Here is a 25,855-nt window from a genome sequence, read left to right on the forward strand (position 1 = left end):
CCCGCCCGCTCGGCGGCTAGGGCCTGTCGTTTGGATCAGGCCAGTGTCGCGGGGTCGCCGGGACGAACCGTCCGTCACGGCCGACCTGATCCAAACGACAGGCCCTAGGCGAGACACGCCCCGAGGCCGGCCAGCGCCCAGGGCAGGTCGAGCAGTTCCACGTCCTGGCCCGCCCGGGCGCCGCCGGGCGGCACGACGGCCAGCGCGTCGGCCGCGGCGATGCCCCGCAGCATGGCGGGGCCGTTGTAGTGCAGCGGCACGGCCTGCTCCGCCCGCAGCACGACGGGGATCAGCCGGGTGTCGTACGGATGCCCGTGCACGCCGTCCTTCAGGGGCATCCCGTACGGCTCCGGAGCCGTCCGCCCGGCCAGGGCGCGCAGCAGGGGCTCGGCGAGCGTGAGCAGCCCGGACACGGCGGCCAGGGGGTTGCCGGGCAGGCCGACGAGGTGCTGGTCCTCCTTGATGCGGGCCAGCAGCATGGGGTGGCCGGGGCGGACCTTGACGCCGTCCACGAGGAGTTCGGCGCCGAGCCGGTCCAGCACGGGGTGCACGTGGTCGACCGGGCCGAACGCGGTACCGCCGGTGGTGACGACCAGGTCGGCGGCGGAACCGGCGATCGCCCGGTGCAGCGCCTCGGCGTCGTCGCCGAGCCGCCGCACGCCGAGGACCTCGGCGCCCAGGGCCCGCAGCCACGGCGGCAGCATGGGGCCGAGCGCGTCCCGGATGAGCCCGTCCCGGGGGAGACCCGAGGTGAGCAACTCGTCGCCGAGGACGAGGACTTCGACCCGCGGGCGGGGGAGGACGGCGAGCGTGTCGTACCCGGCGGCCGCGGCGAGACCCAGCACGGCCGGGGTGACAAGCGCGCCGACGGGCAGCAACTGGTCGCCGCTGCGGCACTCCTGGCCGCGCGGGCGGATGTCCTGCCCGTGCACGACCTCGCGGGTGGCGTGCAGCCGCCCCTTGTCGTCGGTCCGTCCGTGCTCGCTGCGCAGTACGGCGGTGACGTCCTGCGGGATGCGCGCCCCGGTGGCGATCCGCACCGCCTCGCCGTCGGTGAGCCGTGCCGGCTCGGCGTGCCCGGCGAGCACGCCCTCCTCCCGCACGTCCCAGGGGCCCGGACCGGCCAGTGCCCATCCGTCCATCGCGCTGGTGTCGAACGGGGGCAGGTCGGTCAGCGCGCCGAGCGGGGCGGCGAGGACCAGTCCGAGGGAGGCGTCGAGCGGCACCGACACCGGTGCCCGGCGTGCTCCGGCACGGCCGGCCCGCTCGGCCGCGGTGCGGGCCCGCGGCCAGGGGGTGGCCCGGTGTCCGGCGGGCGCGGCGGGCCGCCCGTGCCATTCGCCCTCCGGTACGGGCGCGGGCTCGGGACTGCTCGTGGGGCCGGGCACGGTCTCCCCCTTGACCAGGGCGAGGGCCTCTTCGACGTCGAAGTCCTCGTCCTCCTGGCTGTTGCGGGTGCCGCCAGCGGCGGTCATCCGGCGTCCGGACGGACGACGGGACCCTCGCCGGCCGGGGCGGGCGGCGGCGCGGGGAGGTCCTCGGCCTCCCAGGCCAGCGCGAGCGCCGACGCCTTGCGGGCGGCCTCGGCCACCGCCTCGGGGCCGCCTCCGGCCCGCGCGGCCGCGTAACCCACGAGGAACGTGGTCAGCGGCGCCGAGGGCCGGGCCACCGAGTGCGCGGCGTCCCGGGCCAGGTCCAGCAGGATGCCGGTGTCGACGTCCAGGTCGATGCCCAGTTCGTCCTTGACTGCGGAAATCCATTCATCCAACACGAGCCCATGCTCCCTGATGCGTGACCGAGCGGTGGCGATGTCGTCCCAGGTGTCGCAGTCGAAGGAGGCGACGGGGTCCGGGAGACGGGTGAGTTCGAGAGCGGCGGTGACCTGCCGCAGGGGCAGCCCGTCCAGCCCGCCCCGCGCACCGGCCAGCCCCTCCAGCACCCTCCGCAGCGCCTCCGCCCGGTAGACGGCCACCAACGGCTGCTCCCGCCCGTCCCGGTCGGTGAGCAGCACCCCGTCGGGAGGGGTGCCTTGCGGGGGGCGGGGTGCCTGGGCGGCGGGATGCGGGGCCGGGACGGTGTCACCGCGGTGGGGTTCGCGGGGATGCGCGGGCTGGGCGCTGCCGGGGGCGGCGGGGGGTACGGGGCCGGTGACTTCGGCGCTCACAGCGGGGGCGACGGGGGACGCGGAGCCGTTGGGTTCGCGGCCCACGACGGGGGCGGGGCCGGGAGCGGCGGGGGGCGCGGAATCGGTGGGTTCGCGGCTCACGGCGGGTGCGGGGCCGGAGGCGGCGCAGGGCGCGGAACCGGTCGCTTCGCGGCTCACGGCGGGTGCGGGGCCGGGAGCGGCGGGGGGCGCGGAATCGGTGGGTTCGCGGCTCACAACGGGGGCGGGGCCAGGTCCGTCCGGTGCGACGGGGGCGGGGCCAGGTCCGTCCGGTGCGACGGGTGCGGGGCCGGGTCCGTCCGGTGTGGCGGGCACGGGGTGCCGCGGGCGGCCGGTGCCCCCGTCCTTCTCCGCACCGGGGCCGGCGGCGTCTCCCGGGCCGGGGCGGGCCGGGCCGGCGTCGCCCGTCAGCAGGGCCGAGAGGAGGCGCCGTACCGTCCCCGCCGTCAGGAACGGCAGGTCGGCCGAGAACACCACGACGTACTCGGCGGTGATGTGCCGGAGTCCCGCGCCGAGGGCGGCGACGGGTCCCGCGCCTGGCGGATCCTCACGGGCCCACACCACGGGCCGGGCGGTCGCCCTGGGGTCGGCCACCACGACGGTGGTCCCGGCTCCGGCGCACGCGGCGAGGACCCGGTCGAGCAACGCCCGTCCGCCCACCCGCACGCCGGGCTTGTCCGCGCCCCCGAGACGCCGCGCGCCGCCCCCGGCGAGCACGACGGCGTCATAGGCGGCGGGCGCGGCGCCCGGAGCGGGGACGCCGGCCGCGACGGCGTCCGCCGTGCCGACGGCGGCGCCGAGTGGCTCGTGCGCGGTCATCCCCCGAGTATGGGCGCCCGGGGGATCATTGCCACCCCCGCGCACAGCATGTGGACGGCGGCGTCCCCCGGTGGCCTACAGCGTCCGCAGCAGCACCGCCGGCCGCTCCACGCAGTCCGCGACGTACCGCAGGAAGCCGCCCGCCGTACCGCCGTCGCACACCCGGTGGTCGAAGGTGAGCGAGAGCTGCACGACCTGCCGTACGGCCAGCTCGCCCTCGTGCACCCACGGCTTGGGGACGATGCGGCCGACGCCGAGCATGGCCGCCTCCGGGTGGTTGATGATCGGCGTGGAGCCGTCGACACCGAACACGCCGTAGTTGTTCAGCGTGAACGTGCCGCCCGTCAGGTCCGCGGGCGTCAGCGTCCCGGTGCGCGCCGCCTCGGTCAGCCGCCCGAACTCCGCGCTCAGCGACTCCGCGTCCCGCGTGTGCGCGTCCCGGACGACAGGCACCACGAGCCCGCGCTCGGTCTGCGCGGCGAAGCCCAGGTGCACCCGGTCGAGCCGCACGATCTCACGGGCCTCCAGGTCGACCGTCGAGTTCAGCTCGGGGTGGCGGGCCAGCGCGGCCGTGCAGATCCGCGCGAGCAACGCCAGCAGCGAGATCTTCGGGCCGCCCGCCGCGTTCATCGCCGCGCGCGCCCGCATGAGTTCGGTCGCGTCGGCGTCGACCCAGCAGGTCGCGTCGGGTATCTCGCGACGGCTCCGGGAGAGCTTGTCGGCGACGGCACCGCGAACGCCCTTGAGCGGCACGCGCACACCTTCCCCGGCAGCGGGCGTCCGGACCGCCCCGGCGGCGGCCGGGACTCCGGTCCCGTCGCCGCGCACGGCGGAGGCCGCGTCGGCGAGGGCGGCACCGGTGGCAGCGGGTCCACGGCCCTCGGGCACCCGTACGGCACCCCGGCCGGCGGCCGCCCGCAGCGCGGACTCGACGTCCGCGCGCAGGATCAGCCCGTCGGGCCCGGTCCCCTCAAGCGCACGCAGTTCCAGCCCGTTCTCCCGGGCCAGCCGGCGCACGAGGGGGGAGATCACCGGAACGGGACCCTCCGTCCGCCCGGCGACCGCACGGCCGTCCACGGCACCGCCCGTCCCGAACGTCCCGGCGGCCTCGGGCCGGGCGGACCCGGCCGTCCCCGCCCCGGCGGACTTCCCGGACGACGGCGCGGCGGCTCCCGCGAGGGAGGGCGCGGCTCCGGCGGACGCGAATCCGTCCGCGCGGCTCCCCGACGGGGTCCCGGGCACCGGCGACGCCGGCCGGACCCTCCTGCGGCGCCCGGGCGGGGCCTGGGTGCCGTATCCCACCAGTACGTTGCCCGATCCCTGGTCGCCGTCGCCGTTCGAGGACGCGGACGGCCGGGACGCGGACGCGGGCGCGGACTCGGACGCCGACGCGGGCGCTCCGACCGCGACCGTGATCAGCGGGGCGCCGACGGGCAGTTCGGTGCCTTCCTCGCCGAAGCGGGCGGTGACCACGCCCCCGTAGGGACACGGCACCTCGACCATGGCCTTGGCGGTCTCGACCTCGACGACCGGCTGGTCGACGGCGACCACGTCACCGACCTGGACGAGCCAGCGGACGATCTCCGCCTCGGTCAGGCCCTCCCCGAGGTCGGGCAGCTTGAACTCCAGCACCTGGGCCATCAGCTCTCGCCCTCCCATTGCAGCCGTGCCACCGCGTCCAGGATGCGGTCGACACCGGGCAGGTGGTGGCGCTCCAGCATCGGCGGCGGATACGGGATGTCGAACCCGGCGACCCGCAGCACCGGCGCCTCCAGGTGGTGGAAGCAGCGCTCGGTGATCCGCGCGGCGATCTCTCCGCCCGGTCCCCCGAACCCGCCCGACTCGTGCACGACGACGGCGCGCCCGGTCCGCCGGACGGCCGCGCACACCGTCTCGTCGTCGAACGGCACCAGGGAGCGCAGGTCGACGACTTCGAGGTCCCAGCCCTCGGCCCGCGCCGCCTCGGCCGCCTCCAGGCAGACGGGCAGGGACGGGCCGTACGTGACGAGGGTGGCGCTGCGGCCGGGACGCCGGACCACCGCGCGGCCGATCGGATCGACGGCCGGCGGCTCCTGCGGGTTCCAGGTGTCCTTCGACCAGTACAGGCGCTTGGGCTCCAGGAAGACGACGGGGTCGTCGGAGGCGATGGCGGCCCGCAGCAGCCCGTAGGCGTCGGGGACCGTGGCGGGCGTGACGACGTGCAGCCCCGGGGTCGCCATGTAGTACGCCTCGGAGGAGTCGCTGTGGTGCTCGACGCCGCCGATGCCTCCCCCGTAGGGCACGCGGATGGTGATCGGCAGCGGCATCGCGCCGCGCGTGCGGTTGCGCATCTTCGCGACGTGGCTGATCAGCTGCTCGAACGCCGGGTAGGCGAAGGCGTCGAACTGCATCTCGACGACCGGCCGCAGCCCGTACATCGCCATGCCGACGGCGGTCCCGAGGATGCCGGCCTCCGCCAGGGGCGTGTCCGTGCAGCGGTCCTCGCCGAACTCCGCGGCGAGCCCGTCGGTGACCCGGAAGACACCGCCGAGCGTGCCGACGTCCTCGCCCATGACGTGGACCGTCGGGTCCTCGGCCATGGCGTCCCGCAGGGCGCGCCCGAGGGCCTGCGCCATGGTCGCCGGTTTCTGGGCAACGGTGGTCATCGCCCGGCCCCTTCCGACCCGTGCGAACCGTCCGCCTCGGCGTCGAGCTCGGCGCGCAGCTGCGCCTCCTGCTCGCGCAGCTGCGGGGTGGGCTCGGCGTACACGTGGGCGAAGAGGTCCATGGGGTCGAGCACCGGGTCCTGGTTCATGCGCTCGCGCAGATCCGCGGCCATCGCCTCGGCGTCCTCGCGGGCGGCCCGTACGCCGTCCTCGTCGAGCAGGCCGCGCTCGGTCAGCTCGCGTTCCAGCAGGGCGATCGGGTCGTGCGCGCGCCAGGTCTCGACCTCGGCGTCACCGCGGTAGCGGGTGGCGTCGTCGGCGTTCGTGTGGGCGTCGATGCGGTACGTGACGGCCTCGACGAGCGTCGGGCCGCCGCCCTCGCGGGCACGGCGCACGGCGTCGGCGAGGACCTCGTGGACGGCGGCCGCGTCGTTGCCGTCGACCAGGCGGCCCGGCATCCCGTAGCCGACTGCCTTGTGGGCCAGCGAGGGGGCCGCGGTCTGCTTGGCGAGCGGGACGGAGATCGCGAAGCCGTTGTTCTGCACGAGGAAGACGACCGGGGCCTGCCAGACGGCCGCGAAGTTCAGCGCCTCGTGGAAGTCGCCCTCGCTGGTGCCGCCGTCGCCGACCATGGCGAGCGCGACCACGTCGTCGCCCTTGAGGCGGGCGGCGTGGGCGAGACCCACGGCGTGCGGGAGCTGGGTGGCGAGCGGGGTGCTCAGGGGCGCGATGCGGTGCTCGCGCGGGTCGTACCCGGTGTGCCAGTCGCCGCGCAGCAGCGTGAGCGCCTGGACGGGGTCCAGGCCGCGGGCGACGGCCGCCAGGGTGTCCCGGTAGCTCGGGAAGAGCCAGTCGCGCTCTTCGAGGACGAGCGCCGCGGCGACCTCGCAGGCCTCCTGGCCGGTGGTGGAGGGGTACACGGCGAGACGGCCCTGCTTGGTGAGGGCGGTGGCCTGCGTGTTGTAGCGGCGGCCGCGGACCAGCTGGGCGTACAGCCGGCGCAGCAGGTCGGGGTCGGCCTGCGCGGCGGCCTCGGTGCCGAGGACGCGGTGGGGCAGCGCGTCGGGCAGCAGCGGCGCGGGGTCGGTGCGTGGCTGCCAGGCGGGCGGCGGTGTGGGCCGGTAAGCGCCTCGCTGCTCCATGACCGTCATGACGGCACCTCCTCGTGGGAGCGGCTGGAGAGACGCACCGGGTGTGATGCGCCTCACCTACCGATTGTTCGGTCGTCGGCACATTTTGGCTACAGGCACCGCCAGGCTGTGGACAAACGGTTCTGCACAGCCTGAGATGGACGCAGTACGTCCATGGTAGGGAGGCGGGGGGACATGGCACCTGAACAAATGGCCGAGGGAGCTGGGGCCGGGACGGAGCTGCCGCCCGCCCGTCCGCTCGACCCGATCGACCAGGACATCCTGCAGATGCTCCAGGCGGACGGACGCGCCTCGATACGGTCCGTCGCCGAGCGGGTCCACGTCTCGCGGGCCAACGCCTACGCGCGGATCAACCGCCTCATCGAGGACGGGGTCATCCGGGGCTTCGGAGCCCGCGTCAACCACGAGCGCGCGGGCCAGGGCACGTCGGCGTACATCACGCTCAAGATCGTGCAGAACTCCTGGCGCACGGTCCGCGAGCAGTTGCGGGCGCTGCCCGGGGCCGCCCACATCTCGCTGGTGGGCGGCGACTTCGACGTCCTGCTGCTGGTGCACACCCCGCACAACCGCGCCCTGCGCGAGCTGGTGCTCACCCGCCTCCAGGCCATCCCCGAGGTACTCAGCACGCGCACGCTGCTGGTCTTCGAGGAGGAGGACGTGGAACCCGAGGCGTGAGCGGGCCGGACGGGGTCCCGTGGCGTGGGCGGCTCGGGCGGAGGTCCCGTTGAACCCGAGTGAGGCATAGGGGGGCCTGGCCAGGAGGCCCCGTGGCGTGGGCGGCCTGGACAGGGTCCCGTGGCGTGAGCCGCCCGGACGGGCCCCGTTGAACCCAAGTTAGGCATAGGGGGCCCCGTAGGAATCCGGGGCCTGGACAGGGCCCCCGTCAGGAGTGTCAGCCCTCCTTGCGGAGCCCTTCGAAGACCAGGCGTACGACAGCGTCGGCCACCTCGCGCTCGGCGGAGCCCCGGCCGTCGGGCCGGTACCACTCCACGATCGAGTTGATCATGCCGAACACCAGCCGCGTCGCGAGCCGGAACTCGACGTCGTCCCGTACGTCGCCGTCGGCGGCCGCCGCCCTCAGCAGTTCGGCCACCCGGTGGTCGAAGTCCCGGCGCCGCTCCAGGGCCCAGCGCTCGGTGTCCGTGTTGCCCCGCACCCGCAGCAGCAGCGTCACGTACGGCAGCTCGGCGGTGAGCACCTCGACCATCCGCCGTACGACGTACTCCAGGCGCTCCACGGAACGCCCCACGCGCGCGTGCTCCTCGTCGAGGATGCCGAAGAGGCCGTCCAGCGCCCGGCGCACGGCCCTGCCCAGCAGCTCCTCCTTGCCCGCCACGTGGTGGTAGATCGAGGACTTGGAGATGCCGGCGGCCTTGGACAGGTGCTCCATGGAAGTGCCGTCGTAGCCGCGCTCGATGAAGACCTGCACGGCGACATGGAGCAGCGTCTCCGGGGTGTACGTGTCCCGCTTGGCGGTGGTCACGAGGTGCCCTCCCGCTTCTCGGAGGCGTGCCCGTGGCGGTACAGCGCCAGGGAGGGCGCGTAACGGCCCGAGGGCTCGCGCAGGTGCAGCTCCTCCAGGAGGTCGTGCGCCCAGGTCCGGCCGAGCCTGCGGCTCCACTCGAAGGGACCCAGGGGGTAGTTCACGCCGAGCCGCATCGCGGTGTCGATGTCCTCCTCGGTGGCCACCCCCTTGGCGACGGCGTCGTGCGCCAGGTCGATGATCCGGGCCACCGTCCGGGCGACGATCATGCCGGGGGCGTCCCCGATGACGCTGACGTCCTTGCCGAGCGCCTGGAAGAGACCGGTCGCCTCGGAGAGAGTCCGGGCGGCGGTGTCCTGGGAGGCCGACAGGGCGATCCGGGTGGCCCGGCGGTAGTCGAGCGCCAGGTCGAAGTAGACGACGTCACGGAACTCGACCGAGGTCTGTCCGTCGGCGAGGACCAGCTGACCGCCGGAGGGCAGCAGCAGCCGGGTGCCGTGGTCCTCCTCCTCCTCGCGGACCTGGATGCCCGCCTTGCGGATCAGCGCGACGAGTTCGGAGGCGGGGCCGAGGTCGCCCTCGACGGTGACGTGGGCGGGCGCGGGCGCCTTCTCCGCGGTGTGCGGCTCGGGGCGCTCGGCGCCGTCCGCGTAGTCGTACCAGCCGTGACCCGACTTTCGGCCGTGCCGGCCCGACTCCACGAGCCGCCGCTGCGCCAGCGAGGGCGTGAAGCGCACGTCCTGGAAGAACGCCTGCCACACGGAGTGCGTGACGGACTCGTTGACGTCCTGGCCGATCAGGTCGGTCAGCTCGAAGGCCCCCATCCGAAAGCCCCCGGACTCGCGCAGGACGGCGTCGATGGTGGCCGGGTCGGCGGCCTGGGACTCGTGGACCGCGAAGGCCTCGGCGTAGAAGGGCCGGGCGATGCGGTTGACGATGAAACCGGGGGTGTCCGCGCAGGCGACCGGGGTCTTGCCCCAGGCGCGGGCCGTCTCGTACGCGCGCGTGGCCGACGTGACGTCCGTGGCGAACCCGGAGACGACCTCCACCAGGGGCAGCAGCGGAGCGGGGTTGAAGAAGTGCAGCCCGACCAGGCGGCCCGGGTTGCGCAGCGCGCCGCCGATGGCCGTCACGGACAGGGAGGAGGTGTTCGTGGCGAGCAGGGCGTCCTCCCCGACGACGTCCTCCAGGTCGCGGAACAACTGCTGCTTCACGTCGAGCTGTTCGAGCACCGCCTCCACGACGAGTACGCAGTCGGCGAGTTCGCCGAGGCTTGCCGCCGGGTGCAGCCGGGCGCGCGCGGCGTCCCGGTCGGCGGCACTGAGCCGCTCCTTGTCGACGAGCCGGTCCAGTCGCGCGCCGATCGCGGAGGCGGCCGCTTCGGCACGTCCGGGCAAGGCGTCGTACAGCCGCACGGGCCGGCCTGCGACCAGCGCGACCTGGGCGATGCCCTGGCCCATGGTGCCGGTACCGACGACGGCCACGGGGCTGCTGAGGTCGAGTGCTGTCATGCTCGCGATCCTCCCGCACACGGTTTTCCACAGATGCGGCGGTCCCCCTTGTCCCGACCGATCGTTCGGTTACTCTAACCGTGTCCGTCCATTCCTGCCCAGCTCGCGAGCTCGACGAGGAGCTCCTGAGACGAGGAGTTGGTCCTAGATGGCCGCCGAACTCACCGCGCACCAGCTGATCGCCCAGCACCGGCCCACCCTCGACCAGGCGCTGGAAGCGATCCGCACGCGCGCGTACTGGTCCCCGCACCCCGAGCACCCCAAGGCCTACGGGGAGCACGGGAGCCTGGGCATGGCGGAGGGCAAGGCCGCCTTCGACGCCCTGCTGGGCACCCGTCTCGACCTCGGCCAGCCCGGCACGGACGACTGGGTCGGCGGCGAGGTCTCGCCGTACGGGATCGAGCTGGGCGTCAGCTACCCGCACGCGGACGTCGACGTACTGCTGCCGGCCATGCGCGCGGGCATGCGGGCGTGGCGGGACGCGGGCGCGGAGACGCGCGCGGTGGTCTGCCTGGAGATCCTCAAGCGGATCAGCGACCGGACGCACGAGTTCGCGCACGCGGTCATGCACACCAGCGGCCAGGCGTTCATGATGGCGTTCCAGGCGGGCGGCCCGCACGCGCAGGACCGCGGCCTGGAGGCGGTGGCGTACGCGTACGTGGAGCAGGTCCGCACGCCGGACACCGCGGAGTGGACCAAGCCCCAGGGCAAGCGCGACCCGCTCGCGCTGACCAAGCAGTTCACACCGGTGCCGCGCGGCATCGCCCTGCTGATCGGCTGCAACACCTTCCCGACGTGGAACGGCTACCCCGGCCTCTTCGCCTCCCTGGCCACGGGCAACGCGGTCCTGGTCAAGCCGCACCCGCGCGCGGTGCTGCCGCTCGCGCTGACCGTGGCCGTGGCCCGCGAGGTGCTCACCGAGGCCGGCTTCGACCCGAACCTGGTCGCGCTGGCCGCCGAGCGCCCCGGAGAGGGCATCGCCAAGACCCTGGCGGTCCGCCCCGAGATCCGGATCATCGACTACACGGGCTCCACGGAGTTCGGCGACTGGCTGGAGACCAACGCCCGTCAGGCCCAGGTCTACACGGAGAAGGCCGGCGTCAACACGGTGCTCGTCGAGTCGACCGACGACTACAAGGGCATGCTGTCGAACCTCGCCTTCTCGCTGTCCCTCTACAGCGGCCAGATGTGCACGACGCCGCAGAACCTGCTGATCCCCCGTGACGGCATCCGCACCGAGGAGGGCCCCAAGTCGTACGACGAGGTGGTCACCGACCTCGCCAGGTCGGTCGACGGACTCCTCGGCGACGACGCCCGCGCGAACGCCCTGCTCGGCGCGATCGTCAACCCCGACGTGAAGGCCCGCCTGGAGGCCGCGTCCGGCCTCGGCGAAGTCGCCCTCCCCTCCCGGGAGGTCGCCAACCCCGAGTTCCCGGGCGCCGTGGTGCGCACCCCGGTGATCGTGAAGCTCGACGGCGCCCGGAAGTACTGGGACGGCGCCGAGGACGAGGCCGCCTACCTGAGCGAGTGCTTCGGCCCCGTCTCCTTCGCGGTCGCCGTCGACTCGGCGGCGGACGGCGTGGACCTGCTGCGGCGCAGCATCCGCGACAAGGGCGCGATGACGGTCGGCGCGTACACCACCTCCGACGAGGTCGAGCAGGCCGTCCAGGAGGTCTGCTTCGAGGAGTGCGCCCAGCTCTCGCTGAACCTGACCGGCGGGGTCTACGTGAACCAGACGGCGGCCTTCTCCGACTTCCACGGCTCCGGGGGCAACGCGGCGGCCAACTCCGCCCTGTGCGACGGCGCCTTCGTCGCGAACCGCTTCAGGATCGTGGAGGTCCGCCGGGAGGCGTAGGCCGCCCGGGCCCGCCGGGCCTCAAGCCGAGGCGCCCCCGGTGGTGCTCCAGTGGAACAGGGTCATCGCGACGCTGGTCGCGAGGTTGTAGCTGGAGACCTGGGGGCGCATCGGCAGGGACACCAGGTGGTCGGTGCGGGCGCGCAGTTCGGCGGACAGCCCGCTGCGCTCGGAGCCGAAGGCGAGGACGGCGTCGTCGGGGAGCTTCAGCCCGCGGATGTCCTCGCCCTCCGGATCGAGGGCGAAGACCGGCCCCGGCGGCAGCTCGGCGACCGTCAGCCGCTCCACGGCGGTCGCGAAGTGCAGCCCCGCCCCGCCGCGTACGACCGTGGGATGCCAGGGGTCGAGCGTGCCGGTGGTGACCACTCCGGTCGCCCCGAAGCCCGCCGCGAGCCGGATGACGGCGCCCGCGTTGCCCAGGTTCCTGGGATTGTCGAGCACGACGACCGGCGCCGTGCGGCCCGGACGCGCCAGGGCCTCCAGGTGGGCGGTCCGGGAGGGTCGTACGGCCAGCGCGGCCACCGCGGTGGGGTGCGGACGTGGCACCAGAGCCCGCAGCGTCGTCTCCGGGACCTCGCTGAGCAGCCCGTCGAGCACCTCCCGTACGTCGGGGGCCAGCTCGTCCGCCAGGGCGAGTGTGGCGGACCGGTCGGCGCTGACGGCCACCGGGACCGAGGCGCCGAAGCGCACGGCGTGCTTGAGGGCGTGGAAGCCGTCGAGCAGCACCGCATCGTCGGCGAGCCGGAGCCAGGCCCGCACGGCGTCGTTCGCGCCGCCGGTGCCGCCGTCGCCGTTCGTGCCTCGCCTGTCGCCCGGGTCGTTCATGCCGTGAAGCCTACGTGCGTCCCCTCCACGGGATCCGGCTGCTCACCACGCGGGCCAGGGACCGTGCGGCCCCTGTACCTGCCGCGGAACAGCCCCCCACGCGCGCGTGCCACCCGTCCGCCCACGCGCCGCAGGAAGGACGTCGGCAGGAACACCGCGTCGGCGGCGATCATCGCCAGCGAGAAGAACGGCAGGCCCAGGACCACGGCGATCACGGCGTGCTCGGTCATCATGACCGCGAGCAGCACGTTCTTCACCCGCCGGTTGAACAGCGTGAACGGGAAGGCGACCTGCACCACGACCGTCCCGTACGTCACCAGCAGCACCGCGGTCCCGTGTGCGGACAGCAGGTCGGAGAGCGCGGGCCAGGGCGAGAAGTAGTCCAGGTGGAGCGGGTAGTAGACGGCGGTGCCGTCCTGCCAGCGCGAACCCTGGATCTTGTACCAGCCGGCCGTCGCGTAGATCAGGCACGCCTCGGCCATGATCACCAGCAGGGCCGCGTTGTGCGCGAGGTTCGCGACGACGTCGAGCAGGATCCGCGGCTGGGCGGTGCGCGCGCGGCGCCCGACGGCCCACCACAGCCCCTGCCCGGCCCACAGCCCCCAGTAGACGGCCGGCCAGCCCCCGAGCAGACCGCCGTCGATCTTCCCCGTCAGCGTCGCCGCGAGCAGGGCGAAACCCAGTACGGCCCACAGGGCGGCTCCGACGGGATCGGACCCGTCCGCCGTCCCCCTCGCCTCCGGGGCTTCCGGGGTTTCCCGCGTCCCCTGGAGCACGTCGTGGCCGGGGAACGCTCCACGCGCGCGTGCCGCTTGCCGGAGCCGGGCCCGCCGTTCGTCCAGCGACCACACCTGCCCGCAGCGCGTGAAGACGAGGTAGATCGCCATCAGGTGGATGACGTTGTCACCGCCGTCCCCCATGAAGACGCTGCGGTTCTGCAGGGAGAGCACGCCGACCATGAACAGCACGGACATGGTCCGGGTCCGCCAGCCGAGCATCAGCAGCAGGCTCGACAGCACGGCCAGGGCGTAGACCGTCTCGAACCACAGCTGGCTGTCCGACCACAGCAGGACCGTGAAGGAGTGGTTGCTCGCCACGAGTTGCTGCGCCAGGTCCCAGCTCCAGGGCCCGTCGGGCCCGTACAGCTCCTGGCGGTGCGGGAACTCGCGCAGCAGGAACAGCAGCCAGGTGGCCGAGAAGCCGATACGGATCACCGCCGACTGGTACGGCCCGAGGGCGGTCTCGGTGACGCGGGCGATCCCGCGCGCGAGACAGAGGGAGAACCGGTTCATCAGGCGCTCGCCCCCGCCCCGCCCGTCGGCACCCGCCACCAGGGCAGCACGCGGAGCACCGGCTTGTCGGACACCGGCTCCGTGCTCCAGTCGGGAGGCGGCACGTTGGTCGTGCGGGAGCGGACCTGCACGCGCTCCACGACGCCCCCGTCGGCGTCCACCCGCTCCCGGTCGAGGCGCAGCACGACGATGCGGCGCAGGTAGCGCTCGGCGAGGTCGCCGCGCAGGCCCGCCGGACGGTTCTCGCTGTCGTGCGAGGCGACGAAGAAGTCCCAGGCCCGGCGCAGTTCGTTCTGCTGGGTGTGGCTCGGCAGCGGATTGCCGTCGATGGCCTCGCCGTCGCGCGCCGACAGGTCGTACCAGCCGGTCGTACGACGCCCGCCGTCCGCGGTCCTGACCTCGGCCCGGACCTGGACCGCGATGTTCTGCTGGAGTGGATTGGGCGCGAACAGCTTCCAGTTCTGCTCGAACTCGGGGTAGATCCACTCCTCGACGGTCCGGCCGTGCTGCTTGGTCGCCGTGTTCGAGGGTGCGACATGCAGGAACACCATGCCGAGGTGCACGCAGGCGGCCACCATGACGAAGGCGAGGGCCCCGGCGGCCGCGATCCGGTAGGGCAGCGACAGCGCGGCGAGCCCGACCCGGTCCGGCGCCACCGCCGCGCGGCCGGCGTGGTCCGGCCACACCTGCGCAGCCGTTTCGACCGGCTCGGTGCGCACGGCTTCCGGGCCGGGACGGACCGGTTCCGGCTCACCGGAAGGGCTCGCGTCGGCCTCGGCGCCGGGGCGGGTCAGGACCGGGTCGTCCGGTACGGGGCTGTCGGAGGCGCCGTGGTGGTCGGGCTCGTCGGACGAAAGCGGCACGGAACCACCGGGCGGGGGCGGCACAGGTCCCCCGGGCGTAGGCGGCGGGGAACCACCGGGCGGGGGCGGCACGAAGCTACCGGGCGGGGGCGGTACGGGTCTGCCGGGGTGGTCGGGCCCGTGGCGGGCGTCCGAGCCCTCGTCGTACGCGTCCATTCCGCCCCGTTTCCCGATCCCGGTCCGCTTCCCCGCCGTCCGGCCGTACGGCGCGGTATCACTCGCGCACCACGCGCCCCGACGTTCGCACCGGAACGGAACGGTACTCAGACCCGCGGTCCAGCACAGCCCCACGGGCCCCAGCGGTCGAACCGGGCCCCGTGAGGTTATCCACAGCGGTTGACACCTTACGACGCTCGCCCGACCATGGTTTCGAGCGAACCGAACGATCGGTCGGTAGCCAGGAGCGAGAGGTCGAGGGGGACCGCATGGCAACAGCAGCCGCGCAGCGTACGGCCCGCACGGAGGCGGACCCGGCGACGGACGGCGCCGCGCAGGAGGCGTACGAGCGCGCCTTCGACGCCGCCGTGGCGGCCGACGAGCGCATCGAGCCCCGCGACTGGATGCCCGACGCGTACCGCTCGACGCTGGTGCGCCAGATGGCGCAGCACGCGCACTCCGAGATCATCGGCATGCAGCCCGAGGCCAACTGGATCACGCGCGCGCCCTCCCTGCGCCGCAAGGCGATCCTGATGGCCAAGGTGCAGGACGAGGCGGGGCACGGCCTGTACCTGTACAGCGCCGCGGAGACCCTGGGCACCAGCCGCGACGAGCTGCTGGACAAGCTGCACAGCGGCCGCCAGAAGTACTCGTCGATCTTCAACTACCCGACGCTGACCTGGGCGGACGTCGGCGCGATCGGCTGGCTGGTGGACGGCGCCGCGATCACGAACCAGGTCCCGCTCTGCCGCTGCTCCTACGGCCCGTACGCACGCGCGATGGTCCGCGTCTGCAAGGAGGAGTCCTTCCACCAGCGGCAGGGCTACGAGCTGCTGCTGGCCCTCAGCCGCGGCACCCCGGAACAGCACGAGATGGCCCAGGACGCGGTGAACCGCTGGTGGTGGCCGTCCCTGATGATGTTCGGCCCGCCGGACGACGAGTCCGCGCACTCCGCGCAGTCGATGACGTGGAAGATCAAGCGCCACTCGAACGACGAGCTGCGCCAGCGCTTCGTGGACATCTGCGTGCCGCAGGCGGAGTCCCTCGGCCTGACCCTCCCCGACCCGGACCTCCGGTGGAACGAGGAGCGGGGCCACCACGACTTCGGCGCGATCGACTGGGCCGAGTTCCGCGAGGTCCTCAAGGGCAACGGCCCGTGCAACGACCAGCGGCTCACCCAGCGCAGGCAGGCCCACGAGGAAGGCGCCTGGGTCCGCGACGCGGCCGCCGCGTACGCGGGCAAGCAGGCGGCCAGGACGGACGCGGCCGGCACCGGCCGGCCCGAGGACGTACACGGAAAGGCGCGAGCATGACCACCGACTGGCCCCTCTGGGAGGTCTTCGTGCGCTCGCGCCGCGGCCTCTCCCACACCCACGCCGGCAGCCTGCACGCCCCGGACGCCGAGCTGGCCCTGCGCAACGCGCGCGATCTGTACACCCGCCGCGGCGAGGGCGTCTCCATCTGGGTCGTCCCGTCCACCGCCGTCACCGCCTCCTCGCCCGACGAGAAGGACCCCTTCTTCGAGCCGTCCGCCGACAAGCCCTACCGGCACCCGACGTTCTACGAGATCCCGGAAGGGGTGAAGCACCTGTGACGCCCACGCTGCCCGCGGCCGGCACCACGGCCGCCGCCGCCCTCTGCCTCGGGGACGACGCCCTGGTGCTCTCGCACCGCCTGGGGGAGTGGGCCGGCCACGCCCCCGTCCTCGAAGAGGAAGTGGCCCTGGGGAACATCGCGCTGGACCTGCTCGGCCAGGCCAGGGTGCTGCTGTCGATGGTCGGCGACGAGGACGAGCTGGCGTACCTCCGCGAGGAGCGCGCCTTCCGCAACCTCCAGCTGGTCGAGCAGCCGAACGGCGACTTCGCCCACACGATCGCCCGCCAGCTGTACTTCTCCACCTACCAGCACCTCCTCTACGGGCGCCTGGCGGCCGGTGACGGCGCGCTGGCGCCGCTCGCCGCGAAGGCCGTCAAGGAGGTCGACTACCACCGGGACCACGCCGAGCAGTGGACACTGCGGCTGGGCGACGGCACCGAGCTGAGCCACGAGCGGATGCGGCAGGCCTGCGACGCGCTGTGGCGGTTCACCGGCGAGATGTTCCAGCCGGTCGAGGGCCTGGACCTCGACTGGGAGGCGCTGCGGACCGACTGGCTGACCTCCGTCACCGACGTCCTGCGCCGCGCGACCCTCGACGTGCCGCAGGGACCGCAGTCCGGCGCGTGGACGGCGGGCGCCGGCCGGCAGGGCCTGCACACGGAATCGTTCGGCCGGATGATCGCCGAGATGCAGCACCTGCACCGGAGCCACCCGGGAGCGTCGTGGTGACCCCCGCCCCCACGGCCGAGGGCCGCACGACCGCGCTCGAGGAGGAACTGCGCAGGCTCGCCGGTTCCGTCCTCGACCCGGAGCTGCCCGTCCTCACCCTGGAGGAGCTGGGCGTACTCCGCGCGGTGCACGTCCGCGAGGGCGGCTCGGTCGAGGTCGAGCTCACCCCTACGTACACCGCCTGCCCCGCCATCGAGGCGATGACCGTCGACATCGAGCGCGTGCTGCACGAGCACGGGGTCGCCGAGGTGTCCGTGCACAAGGTGCTCAGCCCGGCCTGGTCGACGGACGACATCTCGGACGAAGGCCGCCGCAAGCTGCGCGAGTTCGGCATAGCGCCGCCGCGCGGCGGCCGCCCGGCGGGCCCGGTGACGGTCGGCCTCGGCCCGACCCGCACGCTCACCGCGCAGGAAGCGACGCCTGCGCCGACGACCCCGGGCGCGACAGTTGCCGGCGCCGAGGCCCCCGCTGACGAGCTCACGGCGGCCCGGACGCCGGCGGCGGAACCCGTGCGCTGCCCGCTCTGCGGCTCCGGCGACACCGAACTGCTCAGCCGCTTCTCGTCCACCGCCTGCAAGGCACTGCGGCGCTGCCTGACGTGCCGTGAACCGTTCGACCACTTCAAGGAGTTGTGATGGCCCGGTTCCACCCGCTCCCGGTGGCCGCGGTCGACCGGCTCACCGACGACTCCGTCGCCCTGACCTTCGCCGTGCCGCCCGCCCTGCGCGAGGAGTTCCGGCACGCCCCCGGCCAGCACCTCGCCCTGCGCCGCGTCGTCGACGGCACGGAGATCCGGCGGACGTACTCGATCTGCTCCCCCGCGCCCGACCCGGCCGACCCCGAAGGCCCGCGCACCCTGCGCGTCGGCGTGCGGCTCGTCGACGGCGGCGCCTTCTCGACGTACGCGCTCAAGGAGATCCTGGCCGGCGACGAGGTGGACGTCATGACACCGGCCGGACGCTTCACCCTGGACCCGGCCCCCGGGCTGTACGCGGCAGTGGTCGGCGGAAGCGGCATCACGCCGGTGCTGTCGATCGTGACGACCCTGCTGGCGCGCGAACCGGAGGCCAGGTTCTGCCTGATCCGCAGCGACCGGACGGCCGCCTCGACGATGTTCCTGGAGGAGGTCGCCGACCTCAAGGACCGCTACCCGGAGCGGTTCCAGCTGGTGACGGCGCTCTCCCGGGAGGAGCAGCAGGCCGGACTCCCGACGGGCCGGCTCGACGAGGAGCGCCTGACCGCGCTGCTGCCGGCGCTGCTGCCCGTGGACCAAGTAGCGGGCTGGTTCCTGTGCGGGCCGCTCGGTCTCGTCGAGGGCGCGGAGCGGGCGCTGCGCGGCCTCGGGGTGCCTCGCACGCGGCTGCACGAGGAGATCTTCCACGTGGACACCGTCGCCGCGCCCGCGGTCACCACACCGGCTCCCGCCCACAGCATGGTCACCGCCCGGCTCGACGGCCGGGGCGGGACCTGGCCCGTCCAGGACGGCGAGTCCCTCCTGGAGACAGTGCTGCGCAACCGCCCCGACGCCCCCTACGCCTGCAAGGGCGGGGTCTGCGGCACCTGCCGCGCCTTCCTGGTCTCGGGTGAGGTGCGCATGGACCGCAACTTCGCGCTGGAGCCGGAGGAGACGGACGCGGGTTACGTACTGGCCTGCCAGTCCCATCCGGCCACGGAGAAGGTGGAGCTGGACTTCGACCGCTGACCCCGTCTCCGGTGACCCGGCACCCCTGCCGGGTCACCGGACGGCCTGCGCTCCCGGTGACGTGACCGATTCCCGGTGACGACAGCGGCGACGGTGCTCGTCGCCGCGCTGTGCGGGACGGACCCCAACCCGCCCTCGGACCCCTCCCTCTCCACCCCTGCCCTCGTCACCCGTTCCCTTCTTGTAGAACCTGTTCTATCTTGACGAACCGTCAGATCCGTCGGAGCCACCCGACCGACGATCCGCCGGTTCCACCGGTTCGGGCGGCACGACGGTGGCAGGACGGGTGGCCGGGTGCGTGGGAGGGGCGGGACCGTGGACTTCACCTTCACCGAGGAGCAGCAGGCGGCGGCCGAAGCGGCGAGGGCGGTGTTCGCCGGGGTGGCACCGGACGCCGTACCCAGCCCCTCCATGACCGCGGGAGCCGTCGCCGAGGACTTCGACCGGCCGCTGTGGGCGAAGCTCGCCGACGCCGACCTGCTGAGCCTGCTGCTGGACGCGGAGTCCGGCGGCGCGGGCCTGGACGCCGTCGCGCTGTGCCTGGTGCTGCGCGAGTCCGCGAAGGTACTGGCCCGGGTACCGCTGCTGGAGAACACCGCGGCCGCGGTGACCGTACAGGCGCACGGCAGCCCCGAGGCGAAGGCGGACCTGCCGGCACGGGCCGGCCGTGGCGAACTCGTGCTGACCGTCGCCGCGAACGGCCGCACCGGCCACGACCTGGCCGAACTCGCCGTGACCGCCCGCGAGGACGGCGACTCCTGGATCCTGGACGGCCTGCAGACCGCCGTGCCCTGGGCGCACGACGCCGACGTCATCGTCGTACCCGCACACACCGCCGCCGGCCGGACCGTCCTCGCCCTCCTCCCCCGCGTCCACGAGGGAGCCGTACTCGCCGAGCAACTCTCCACCACCGGCGAGCGGTTGGGCGAGCTGCGCCTGGACTCGGCGCGGATCGCCGCACGGGACGTCATCGAGGCGGACGGCGCCTGGGAGGAACTGCGCGAGCTGCTGACCGTCGGGACGTGTGCGCTGGCGCTGGGGCTGGGGGAGCGCGTGCTCGGCATGACGAGCGCGTACACGAGCAAGCGTGAGCAGTTCGGCTTCCCCGTCGCCACGTTCCAGGCCGTGGCCGTACAGGCCGCCGACCGCTACATCGACCTGCGCGCCATGGAGGTCACGCTGTGGCAGGCCGCGTGGCGGATCTCCACGGGTGCGAGCGGTGCGTTGCCCGCCGCGGCCGACGTGGCCGTCGCCAAGACCTGGGCGTCCGAGGGCGTACGACGTGTCGTGCAGACCGCGCAGCATCTGCACGGCGGCTTCGGTGCGGACGTGGAGTACCCGTTGCACCGCTACCACGCCTGGGCCAAGCAGCTCGAACTCTCCCTCGGCCCGGCGGCAGCCCACGAGGAGGCCCTGGGCGACCTCCTGGCAGCCCACCCCTTGAGCTGAACGGCGGCTCACCGGATGACGGCTCACGGCCACCGACGGCGGGGACCCCAACCCCTGGCCCCCGCCCTCGCCCCGCCGGTCATCCGCCTCCGCGGTTACCTGCTCAGAGCACGAACCCCTGCTCGCCCTTGTCGTTCACGACGGGGCGGCCCGCGGCGGCCCAGACCTGCATGCCGCCGTCGACGTTCACCGCGTCGACGCCCTGCTGTACGAGGTACATGGCCACCTGCGCCGAACGTCCCCCGGAGCGGCAGATCACATTGACCCTGCCGTCCTGCGGCGCCGCCTCGGTCAGCTCGCCGTAGCGGGCCACGAACTCACTGATCGGGATGTGCAGCGCCCCCTCGGCATGACCCGCCTGCCACTCGTCGTCCTCGCGGACGTCCAGCAGGAAGTCTCCGTCCGTCAGGTCCTTGACCTCGACGGTGGGCACACCAGCTCCAAAATGCATGCCTCGACGCTACCTGACCGCACCAGCACTCCGTCGCCCCAGCCATCCGGCGCCCACCGACAGCCCCAGCTGCCCGAGGTCCACCGGCAGCCTCAGGCGCCCGAGGTCCACCACAGCCACAGCCACCCGTCGGCGGACCGACAGCGCACGCCCCTCGCCGACCGATCAGCTCCGCTGCTGACCGATCAGCTCCGCCAGCTGGGCCTCGCGCTGCCCGACCTGGGCCAGGAGCTGCTCGGCGATCTCCTCCAGCAGCCGGTCGGGGTCGTCCGGAGCCAGCTTGAGCATCGCGCCGATCGCGCTCTCCTCCAAGTCACTGGCTACGAGCGTGAGCAGTTCCTTGCGCTGCGAGAGCCATTCGAGGCGGGCGTAGAGCTCCTCGCTGCGGCTCGGCTTCCACTCCTCCGGCACGGGACCGGCGGCCCACTCGGCGGACAGCTCCCGCAGCAGGACCTCGTCGCCGCGCGCGTAGGCCGCGTTGACCCGGGTGATGAACTCGTCGCGCCGCGAGCGCTCGCCGTCGTCCTGCGCCAGGTCCGGGTGGGCCTTGCGGACGAGTTCGCGGTAGAGCCTGCGGGCCTCGTCGCTGGGCCGCACGCGCTGCGGGGGCCGCACCGGCTGGTCCGTGAGCATCGCCGCGGCCTCCGGGAACAGGCCCTCCGAGTCCATCCAGCCGTGGAACAGCTCCTCGACGCCCGGCATCGGCATGACCCGGGCCCGCGCCTCGTCCGCCTTGCGCACGTCCTCCGGGTCACCGGTGCGGGCGGCCTGCGCCTCGGCGATCTGGGCCTCCAGCTCGTCGAGCCGCGCGTACATCGGCCCGAGCTTCTGGTGGTGCAGCCGCGAGAAGTTCTCGACCTCGACGCGGAAGGTCTCCACGGCGATCTCGTACTCGATCAGCGCCTGCTCGGCCGCGCGCACGGCCCGCTCCAGCCGCGCCTCGGGCCGCGCGTCCTCATCGGCCACGACACCGGCACCCGCTCCGACGGCGCCTGCCTCAGCCGCCGCGCCCGCGCCCGCACCGGCACCGGCACCGGCACCGGCACCATCATCGGCACCGACCTGATCGCCCTCAACGCCCGCGCCACTCCGCGCATCCGCAGCGACCTGACCGCCCTCGACGCTCGCGGCGCTCTGCGCATCCGAACCGACCCGCTCGCCCCCGGCGGCCGGAACGCTCTGTCCGCCGGAGGACTGAGCCCCCGTGCCCTCGTCGGGCTGCGGGCTCGCGGTGCTGCGGGAGCTGGCGTCCTCCGTCGTGCGGGCGGCGTCCGCCTCGCTGCGGTCGGGCTGGCTGTGCTCGGCTTCCGGGGTCGTCACCCGTCCAGCCTAGGCCACGGGCCCCCGGGGTTTCCCGGGCCGACCCGCGACGCCGCCCGACCCTCCCGTCACACGCCCGCCTCCGCGGCCACGCGGCCCTGCGCGACCGCCGCCACCAGCTCCGCGTGGTCCGCCTCCGTACGGTCCGCGTAGGCCACGGCGAAGGCGGCCATCGCCTCGTCCAGCTCCTCGTTCTTGCCGCAGTAGCCGGCGATCAGGCGCGGGTCGGCGCTGTGCGTGTGGGCGCGGGCGAGCAGGGCGCCCGTCATCCGGCCGTAGTCGTCCACCTGGCCGGGGGCGAGGGCGGCGGGGTCGACGCTGCCCTTGCGGTTGCGGAACTGCCGCACCTGGAAGGGGCGCCCGTCGACCGTCGTCCAGCCGAGCAGGAAGTCGCTGACGACCTGTATGCATTTCTGGCCGAGGACCACGCGCCGGCCCTCGTGCTCCACGTCGGGCACGGTATAGCCGGCCGTCCGGAGATGGGGGACCAGCGCCGAGGGCCGGGCCTCCTTCACCTGGAGGACGAGAGGTTCCCCACGGTGGTCCAGGAGCAGGACCACGTACGAGCGGGTGCCGACGCTTCCGGTGCCGACGACGCGGAAGGCGACGTCGTGCACCGCGTACCGGGCGAGGAGCGGGAGGCGGTCCTCGGACAGGGTCGTCAGGTAGTCCTCGAGGGACGCCGCCACCGCCGCGGCCTCCCCGTCCGGTACGCGGCGCAGCACCGGCGGTGCGTCGACGAACCGCCGGCCGCCGCCCTCCACGGTCTCGGTCGACTTCTCCGCGAACCGTCCGCTGGTGTTGGCCCGCGCCTTCTCGGAGACCCGCTCGAGAGTGCCGAGCAGGTCGTGGGCGTCGGCATGGGAGACGAGCTGCTCGTCCGCGATGGCGTTCCACGCGTCGAGGACCGGCAGCTTCGCCAGCAGCCGCATGGTGCGGCGGTAGGCACCCGCCGTGTCGTGTGCCGCCTTGCGGCAGGTGTGCTCGTCCGCCCCGGCCTCCCGTCCGGCGAGCACGAGAGAGGTGACGAGCCGCTTGAGGTCCCACTCCCAGGGGCCGTGCACCGTCTCGTCGAAGTCGTTCAGGTCGATGACCAGGCCGCCGCGGGCGTCGCCGTACAGGCCGAAGTTCGCCGCGTGGGCGTCACCGCAGAGCTGCGCCGCGATGCCGGTCATGGGGGTGCGCGCGAGGTCGTACGCCATGAGGCCGGCCGATCCGCGCAGGAACGCGAAGGGTGAGGCGGCCATTCTGCCGACGCGGATCGGCGTGAGCTCGGGGATGCGGCCGGCGTTGGACTGCTCGACCGCGGTCACCGCGTCCGGCCGGCCGGTGTCGGGCGTCAGCTCGGCGTGCGCGGCGCGCGGCACGGCTTGCCGCAGGGCCTTGCCCTCGGCCTTGGGACCCCGGTGTCCTCCGGCTTCCCCGCTGCCGGGCGTCTCCTGGAAGGGCCGCTCCGCGAACCCCCGCACGCGGAAGTTCCTCGGTGCGCGCCGCTCCGAAGCACCCGCGTCCTGCTCGGGGGCCTTTGCGTCCCGCTCAGCAGCCTCTGCGTCCTGCTCGGTCATCGTGACCGCCTCCCCCGTGCACAACATCAACTCGTGATGACCGTACCGCCGGGGGCCGAGACGCGTCAGACCCTGTGGACAACTCCGCGGACCAGCTATTTCCCGCCGCGGCAAGGCCCGCCCTCCGGCAGGTACCGCTCGGCCCAGACGCCCAGTTCCTTGAGCGCGGGTTCCAGTGCGGCGCCCGCCTCGGTCAGGCGGTAGGCGACCCGCAGCGGCGGTCCGTCGTTCACCTCGCGAACGACCAGTCCCGCCACGCCCAACTCCGTGAGGCGGTCCGAGAGCATCCGTTCGCTGATGCCGGGGATGGCCCGGCGCAGTTCGGCGAAGTGCACGGGCCGCTGGATCAGCACGGACACGACCAGGCCGGTCCAGCGCTTTCCGAGCAGCTGGAAGACCCGCGTCATCCCGTCATCGACCTTTTGACACGGTCCTGCGTGGTGGGGCACCGACTCCGCCATGCCTCCAGAGTACTGCGCTCACGCAAGGGGATGAAAAAAAGTAAGTGACTGTGTTATCTCTAGTTAGGTACGAAAAAGAAGCCCGCAGCCCGGGCCGCTTCGCCCTTCATTGGAGATTCCGATGGCCACGCTCCTGCACATCGACTCGTCCGTGTTCCCGACCGCCGCGTCGGCCTCCCGCGCCGTGACGGACGCCTTCCGCAAGACCTGGGAGGAGCAGCACCCCGACGGCACGGTGATCTACCGCGACCTCGCCGCGAACCCCGTGCCGCACATCACCGCCGACGCCCACACCGCCGGCTTCGCCGCCCCGGACGCGCACACCCCGGAGCAGGCCGCCGCCTTCGCCGAGCGCGTGAAGCTCATCGAGGAGCTGGAGAGGGCGGACGCCGTCCTGATCGGCGCCCCGATGTACAACTTCTCGATCCCTTCGACCCTCAAGGCGTGGCTGGACAACGTGATCCTCATCGGCCGTACCGCCATGGCCGAGGACTCGAAGATCAAGGGCACGCCGATCACCGTGGTCGCCAGCCGCGGCGGCTCCTACGCGCCGGGCACCCCGCGCGAGCCCTACGAGTACGTGCAGAACTACCTCCAGGCGGTCTTCGCGGACAGCCTGGCCATGGACGTCCACTTCATCGTCCCGGAGCTCACGATGGCGCCGCAGAACCCGGCCATGTCCGAGCTCGTCCCGCTCTTCGAGGCCTCGCGCGCGCAGGCCCTCGACGCCGCCACCGCCAAGGCCAAGGAGGTCACGGCCCACTTGGCCGCCTGACCCCAACCGGGCACCCGTGGCCTCGCGGCCACCACCACCCAGTACGGCCCGCGCCGTGTGACCGACCTCACGACTCGGTGACACGGCGCGCAGTTGCTCGTACGAAGGGGATGTACCCACGCCCTGTCTCAACGAGCCGGCGCCTCCCGGGCTACCGGCGTCGTGGGCGTGGGACGGAAGCCTCACGGTCGTGCAGTGAGATAGCTCACCGCCGGACCCGGGGTCGCCCGCGACGGGCAGGCCGGGATCCGGTCTTTTCGGGCAACGAGAAACGGACCCCCACCCCGACTTTCGTCGGAGTGAAGGTCCGTTCGCTGTGCGCGAGGGGGGAGTTGAACCCCCACGCCCTTTCGGGCACTGGAACCTGAATCCAGCGCGTCTGCCTATTCCGCCACCCGCGCATTGGGTGTGTCGTCCGTCTCCCACCAAGTGGTGCGAGCGCCTGTCGACATGCAGAAGATTAGCACGCTGTCCGGGGTGGAATCACATCCCTTTCCCCGGCCCCCGCACGCTCGGCGGACCTCGGCCGGCGAAGCACGCGCCCGGCGTCCGGGAGGCCCCGCCGGGGCCTCGGGCCAGGCCCGGGGCGGTGCCCGCGCCGGAGGGGACGCGTGGACACGGGAGGTCGCGCGGGGCGCTCCGCGCTCCCGGCCGTCCCCTCTCGCCCTTCCTCGTCCCCGCCGGCCCCGTCCCGCCCGCCCCTGGTCGCTCTGGCCCCCCCTCGTCCCCCTCGCCCCTCTCGTCCCGTCCCGCTCCGTTCCCCCGTACCGAGCGGAACCGGTTCACGTATCAACCTCGTACCGGTCCTGGCCATCTGTACAGGAGCCGGACAAGGTGCACAGCCAGGTGCGGGACACTGGTCCCGGGCCGCCTCTACGATCCTTGTCGTGAGGAGTTCGAAGAGGCGCTCCGGAGGGAACTCCGGGAGGGAACCCCGGCTCGGTGCTTCGCGAGGTCTCGACACTCGTCGACCGGGCCGACAGGGGGAACCACCCGTTTTCCCGGCGCGTGGATACGATCAGTAAGCAGTATCAGGACGAAGA

General features: G+C 73.5%; 23 protein-coding genes, 1 tRNA gene and 1 pseudogene. 9 read left to right on the forward strand and 16 right to left on the reverse strand.

Annotated features, from left to right (window positions below; translation table 11 throughout):
- Positions 1-104: 104 nt before the first annotated feature.
- The 6 genes and pseudogenes from ACFYQQ_RS17820 to pdhA form a co-directional block, all read right to left on the reverse strand.
- Positions 105-1,475 (reverse strand): molybdopterin molybdotransferase MoeA, encoded by a 1,371-nt coding sequence (locus tag ACFYQQ_RS17820; RefSeq protein WP_388904830.1) that lies wholly within the window; start codon positions 1,473-1,475, stop codon positions 105-107.
- Positions 1,472-2,323, reverse strand: coding sequence for a DUF6457 domain-containing protein (locus ACFYQQ_RS17825; RefSeq protein WP_388904864.1), 852 nt, complete (start codon positions 2,321-2,323; stop codon positions 1,472-1,474). The genes ACFYQQ_RS17820 and ACFYQQ_RS17825 overlap by 4 nt, the downstream gene beginning before the upstream one ends.
- 237 nt (positions 2,324-2,560) lie before the next feature.
- Positions 2,561-2,983: pseudogene (locus ACFYQQ_RS17830) on the reverse strand (molybdenum cofactor guanylyltransferase); the annotation flags it as partial.
- 75 nt (positions 2,984-3,058) lie between these two features.
- Positions 3,059-4,624: a dihydrolipoamide acetyltransferase family protein gene (locus ACFYQQ_RS17835; RefSeq protein ID WP_388904831.1), complete on the reverse strand. Its 1,566-nt coding sequence runs from the start codon at positions 4,622-4,624 to the stop codon at positions 3,059-3,061.
- Entirely contained in the window at positions 4,624-5,628 is a 1,005-nt protein-coding gene (locus ACFYQQ_RS17840; RefSeq protein WP_355783047.1) for an alpha-ketoacid dehydrogenase subunit beta, read from the reverse strand. Before ACFYQQ_RS17840 ends, ACFYQQ_RS17835 begins: the two co-directional genes overlap by 1 nt.
- Complete coding sequence (gene pdhA, locus ACFYQQ_RS17845) at positions 5,625-6,779, reverse strand: pyruvate dehydrogenase (acetyl-transferring) E1 component subunit alpha (RefSeq protein WP_355783044.1); 1,155 nt, start codon at positions 6,777-6,779, stop codon at positions 5,625-5,627. Before pdhA ends, ACFYQQ_RS17840 begins: the two co-directional genes overlap by 4 nt.
- Positions 6,780-6,953: 174 nt before the next feature.
- On the opposite strand from pdhA, the gene ACFYQQ_RS17850 reads away from it, so the two are divergent.
- Positions 6,954-7,454, forward strand: coding sequence for an Lrp/AsnC family transcriptional regulator (locus ACFYQQ_RS17850; RefSeq protein WP_355783041.1), 501 nt, complete (start codon positions 6,954-6,956; stop codon positions 7,452-7,454).
- A gap of 217 nt (positions 7,455-7,671) precedes the next feature.
- Here ACFYQQ_RS17850 and ACFYQQ_RS17855 read toward each other — a convergent pair whose 3' ends face one another.
- Together ACFYQQ_RS17855 and ACFYQQ_RS17860 are read right to left on the reverse strand one after the other, a co-directional pair.
- The gene (locus tag ACFYQQ_RS17855) at positions 7,672-8,262 is read right to left on the reverse strand and encodes a TetR/AcrR family transcriptional regulator (RefSeq protein ID WP_355783039.1); all 591 of its coding nucleotides are present in this window, start codon (positions 8,260-8,262) and stop codon (positions 7,672-7,674) included.
- Positions 8,259-9,773: a 3-hydroxyacyl-CoA dehydrogenase gene (locus ACFYQQ_RS17860; protein ID WP_355783036.1), complete on the reverse strand. Its 1,515-nt coding sequence runs from the start codon at positions 9,771-9,773 to the stop codon at positions 8,259-8,261. Before ACFYQQ_RS17860 ends, ACFYQQ_RS17855 begins: the two co-directional genes overlap by 4 nt.
- Positions 9,774-9,921: 148 nt before the next feature.
- Between ACFYQQ_RS17860 and paaN the strand changes: the two genes are divergently transcribed.
- Positions 9,922-11,628, forward strand: a complete 1,707-nt coding sequence (gene paaN, locus ACFYQQ_RS17865; protein WP_355783033.1) for a phenylacetic acid degradation protein PaaN — start codon at positions 9,922-9,924, stop codon at positions 11,626-11,628.
- A gap of 21 nt (positions 11,629-11,649) precedes the next feature.
- Here paaN and ACFYQQ_RS17870 read toward each other — a convergent pair whose 3' ends face one another.
- Genes ACFYQQ_RS17870 through ACFYQQ_RS17880 form a run of 3 tightly spaced genes read right to left on the reverse strand, consistent with a single transcriptional unit; the run spans position 11,650 to position 14,764 of the window.
- Positions 11,650-12,453, reverse strand: coding sequence for a TrmH family RNA methyltransferase (locus ACFYQQ_RS17870; RefSeq protein ID WP_355783031.1), 804 nt, complete (start codon positions 12,451-12,453; stop codon positions 11,650-11,652).
- Positions 12,450-13,745, reverse strand: coding sequence for an HTTM domain-containing protein (locus ACFYQQ_RS17875; RefSeq protein ID WP_355783028.1), 1,296 nt, complete (start codon positions 13,743-13,745; stop codon positions 12,450-12,452). The genes ACFYQQ_RS17870 and ACFYQQ_RS17875 overlap by 4 nt, the downstream gene beginning before the upstream one ends.
- Positions 13,745-14,764, reverse strand: coding sequence for a DUF5819 family protein (locus tag ACFYQQ_RS17880; protein WP_356238083.1), 1,020 nt, complete (start codon positions 14,762-14,764; stop codon positions 13,745-13,747). Before ACFYQQ_RS17880 ends, ACFYQQ_RS17875 begins: the two co-directional genes overlap by 1 nt.
- Before the next feature lie 269 nt (positions 14,765-15,033).
- Here ACFYQQ_RS17880 and paaA point away from each other — a divergent pair, with 269 nt between their 5' ends.
- The 6 genes from paaA to ACFYQQ_RS17910 all read left to right on the forward strand — a co-directional run bounded on the left by paaA (position 15,034) and on the right by ACFYQQ_RS17910 (position 20,240).
- Positions 15,034-16,077, forward strand: a complete 1,044-nt coding sequence (paaA, locus tag ACFYQQ_RS17885; protein ID WP_355793487.1) for a 1,2-phenylacetyl-CoA epoxidase subunit PaaA — start codon at positions 15,034-15,036, stop codon at positions 16,075-16,077.
- Complete coding sequence (gene paaB, locus ACFYQQ_RS17890; RefSeq protein ID WP_355793485.1) at positions 16,074-16,358, forward strand: 1,2-phenylacetyl-CoA epoxidase subunit PaaB; 285 nt, start codon at positions 16,074-16,076, stop codon at positions 16,356-16,358. Before paaA ends, paaB begins: the two co-directional genes overlap by 4 nt.
- The gene (paaC, locus tag ACFYQQ_RS17895) at positions 16,355-17,089 is read left to right on the forward strand and encodes a 1,2-phenylacetyl-CoA epoxidase subunit PaaC (RefSeq protein WP_355793483.1); all 735 of its coding nucleotides are present in this window, start codon (positions 16,355-16,357) and stop codon (positions 17,087-17,089) included. The genes paaB and paaC overlap by 4 nt, the downstream gene beginning before the upstream one ends.
- Positions 17,086-17,724, forward strand: a complete 639-nt coding sequence (locus ACFYQQ_RS17900; protein ID WP_356238084.1) for an iron-sulfur cluster assembly protein — start codon at positions 17,086-17,088, stop codon at positions 17,722-17,724. Before paaC ends, ACFYQQ_RS17900 begins: the two co-directional genes overlap by 4 nt.
- Positions 17,724-18,791: a 2Fe-2S iron-sulfur cluster-binding protein gene (locus ACFYQQ_RS17905; protein WP_355785226.1), complete on the forward strand. Its 1,068-nt coding sequence runs from the start codon at positions 17,724-17,726 to the stop codon at positions 18,789-18,791. Before ACFYQQ_RS17900 ends, ACFYQQ_RS17905 begins: the two co-directional genes overlap by 1 nt.
- Before the next feature lie 315 nt (positions 18,792-19,106).
- On the forward strand, positions 19,107-20,240 hold the full coding sequence (locus tag ACFYQQ_RS17910) for an acyl-CoA dehydrogenase family protein (RefSeq protein ID WP_355785223.1): 1,134 nt from the start codon (positions 19,107-19,109) through the stop codon (positions 20,238-20,240).
- A gap of 103 nt (positions 20,241-20,343) precedes the next feature.
- On the opposite strand, the gene ACFYQQ_RS17915 is transcribed toward ACFYQQ_RS17910, so the two are convergent.
- The 4 genes from ACFYQQ_RS17915 to ACFYQQ_RS17930 form a co-directional block, all read right to left on the reverse strand.
- On the reverse strand, positions 20,344-20,673 hold the full coding sequence (locus tag ACFYQQ_RS17915; protein ID WP_355785220.1) for a rhodanese-like domain-containing protein: 330 nt from the start codon (positions 20,671-20,673) through the stop codon (positions 20,344-20,346).
- A 183-nt stretch (positions 20,674-20,856) separates the two neighbouring features.
- Positions 20,857-21,657, reverse strand: a complete 801-nt coding sequence (locus tag ACFYQQ_RS17920) for a hypothetical protein (RefSeq protein ID WP_355785229.1) — start codon at positions 21,655-21,657, stop codon at positions 20,857-20,859.
- Between the two features lie 422 nt (positions 21,658-22,079).
- Positions 22,080-23,576, reverse strand: coding sequence for a DUF2252 domain-containing protein (locus tag ACFYQQ_RS17925; RefSeq protein ID WP_355785217.1), 1,497 nt, complete (start codon positions 23,574-23,576; stop codon positions 22,080-22,082).
- A 95-nt stretch (positions 23,577-23,671) separates the two neighbouring features.
- Entirely contained in the window at positions 23,672-23,983 is a 312-nt protein-coding gene (locus ACFYQQ_RS17930; RefSeq protein ID WP_388904832.1) for a winged helix-turn-helix transcriptional regulator, read from the reverse strand.
- Between the two features lie 175 nt (positions 23,984-24,158).
- Here ACFYQQ_RS17930 and ACFYQQ_RS17935 point away from each other — a divergent pair, with 175 nt between their 5' ends.
- Complete coding sequence (locus tag ACFYQQ_RS17935) at positions 24,159-24,812, forward strand: NAD(P)H-dependent oxidoreductase (protein WP_355785212.1); 654 nt, start codon at positions 24,159-24,161, stop codon at positions 24,810-24,812.
- 317 nt (positions 24,813-25,129) lie between these two features.
- On the opposite strand, the gene ACFYQQ_RS17940 is transcribed toward ACFYQQ_RS17935, so the two are convergent.
- Positions 25,130-25,213, reverse strand: a tRNA-Leu gene (locus ACFYQQ_RS17940).
- Positions 25,214-25,855: the final 642 nt, after the last annotated feature.

It is taken from the genome of Streptomyces sp. NPDC005496 (genome assembly GCF_042872045.1).
Lineage (GTDB): Bacteria > Actinomycetota > Actinomycetes > Streptomycetales > Streptomycetaceae > Streptomyces.

What these genes read in the sequence shown, in the direction of transcription:
- ACFYQQ_RS17820 (WP_388904830.1), bottom strand. Translation starts at nt 1,475, where the DNA reads ATGACCGCCGCTGGCGGCACCCGCAACAGCCAGGAGGACGAGGACTTC.
- ACFYQQ_RS17835 (WP_388904831.1), bottom strand. Translation starts at nt 4,624, where the DNA reads ATGGCCCAGGTGCTGGAGTTCAAGCTGCCCGACCTCGGGGAGGGCCTG.
- ACFYQQ_RS17840 (WP_355783047.1), bottom strand. Translation starts at nt 5,628, where the DNA reads ATGACCACCGTTGCCCAGAAACCGGCGACCATGGCGCAGGCCCTCGGG.
- pdhA (WP_355783044.1), bottom strand. Translation starts at nt 6,779, where the DNA reads ATGACGGTCATGGAGCAGCGAGGCGCTTACCGGCCCACACCGCCGCCC.
- ACFYQQ_RS17850 (WP_355783041.1), top strand. Translation starts at nt 6,954, where the DNA reads ATGGCACCTGAACAAATGGCCGAGGGAGCTGGGGCCGGGACGGAGCTG.
- ACFYQQ_RS17860 (WP_355783036.1), bottom strand. Translation starts at nt 9,773, where the DNA reads ATGACAGCACTCGACCTCAGCAGCCCCGTGGCCGTCGTCGGTACCGGC.
- paaN (WP_355783033.1), top strand. Translation starts at nt 9,922, where the DNA reads ATGGCCGCCGAACTCACCGCGCACCAGCTGATCGCCCAGCACCGGCCC.
- ACFYQQ_RS17870 (WP_355783031.1), bottom strand. Translation starts at nt 12,453, where the DNA reads ATGAACGACCCGGGCGACAGGCGAGGCACGAACGGCGACGGCGGCACC.
- ACFYQQ_RS17875 (WP_355783028.1), bottom strand. Translation starts at nt 13,745, where the DNA reads ATGAACCGGTTCTCCCTCTGTCTCGCGCGCGGGATCGCCCGCGTCACC.
- ACFYQQ_RS17880 (WP_356238083.1), bottom strand. Translation starts at nt 14,764, where the DNA reads ATGGACGCGTACGACGAGGGCTCGGACGCCCGCCACGGGCCCGACCAC.
- paaA (WP_355793487.1), top strand. Translation starts at nt 15,034, where the DNA reads ATGGCAACAGCAGCCGCGCAGCGTACGGCCCGCACGGAGGCGGACCCG.
- paaB (WP_355793485.1), top strand. Translation starts at nt 16,074, where the DNA reads ATGACCACCGACTGGCCCCTCTGGGAGGTCTTCGTGCGCTCGCGCCGC.
- ACFYQQ_RS17905 (WP_355785226.1), top strand. Translation starts at nt 17,724, where the DNA reads ATGGCCCGGTTCCACCCGCTCCCGGTGGCCGCGGTCGACCGGCTCACC.
- ACFYQQ_RS17925 (WP_355785217.1), bottom strand. Translation starts at nt 23,576, where the DNA reads ATGACCGAGCAGGACGCAGAGGCTGCTGAGCGGGACGCAAAGGCCCCC.
- ACFYQQ_RS17930 (WP_388904832.1), bottom strand. Translation starts at nt 23,983, where the DNA reads ATGACGCGGGTCTTCCAGCTGCTCGGAAAGCGCTGGACCGGCCTGGTC.
- ACFYQQ_RS17935 (WP_355785212.1), top strand. Translation starts at nt 24,159, where the DNA reads ATGGCCACGCTCCTGCACATCGACTCGTCCGTGTTCCCGACCGCCGCG.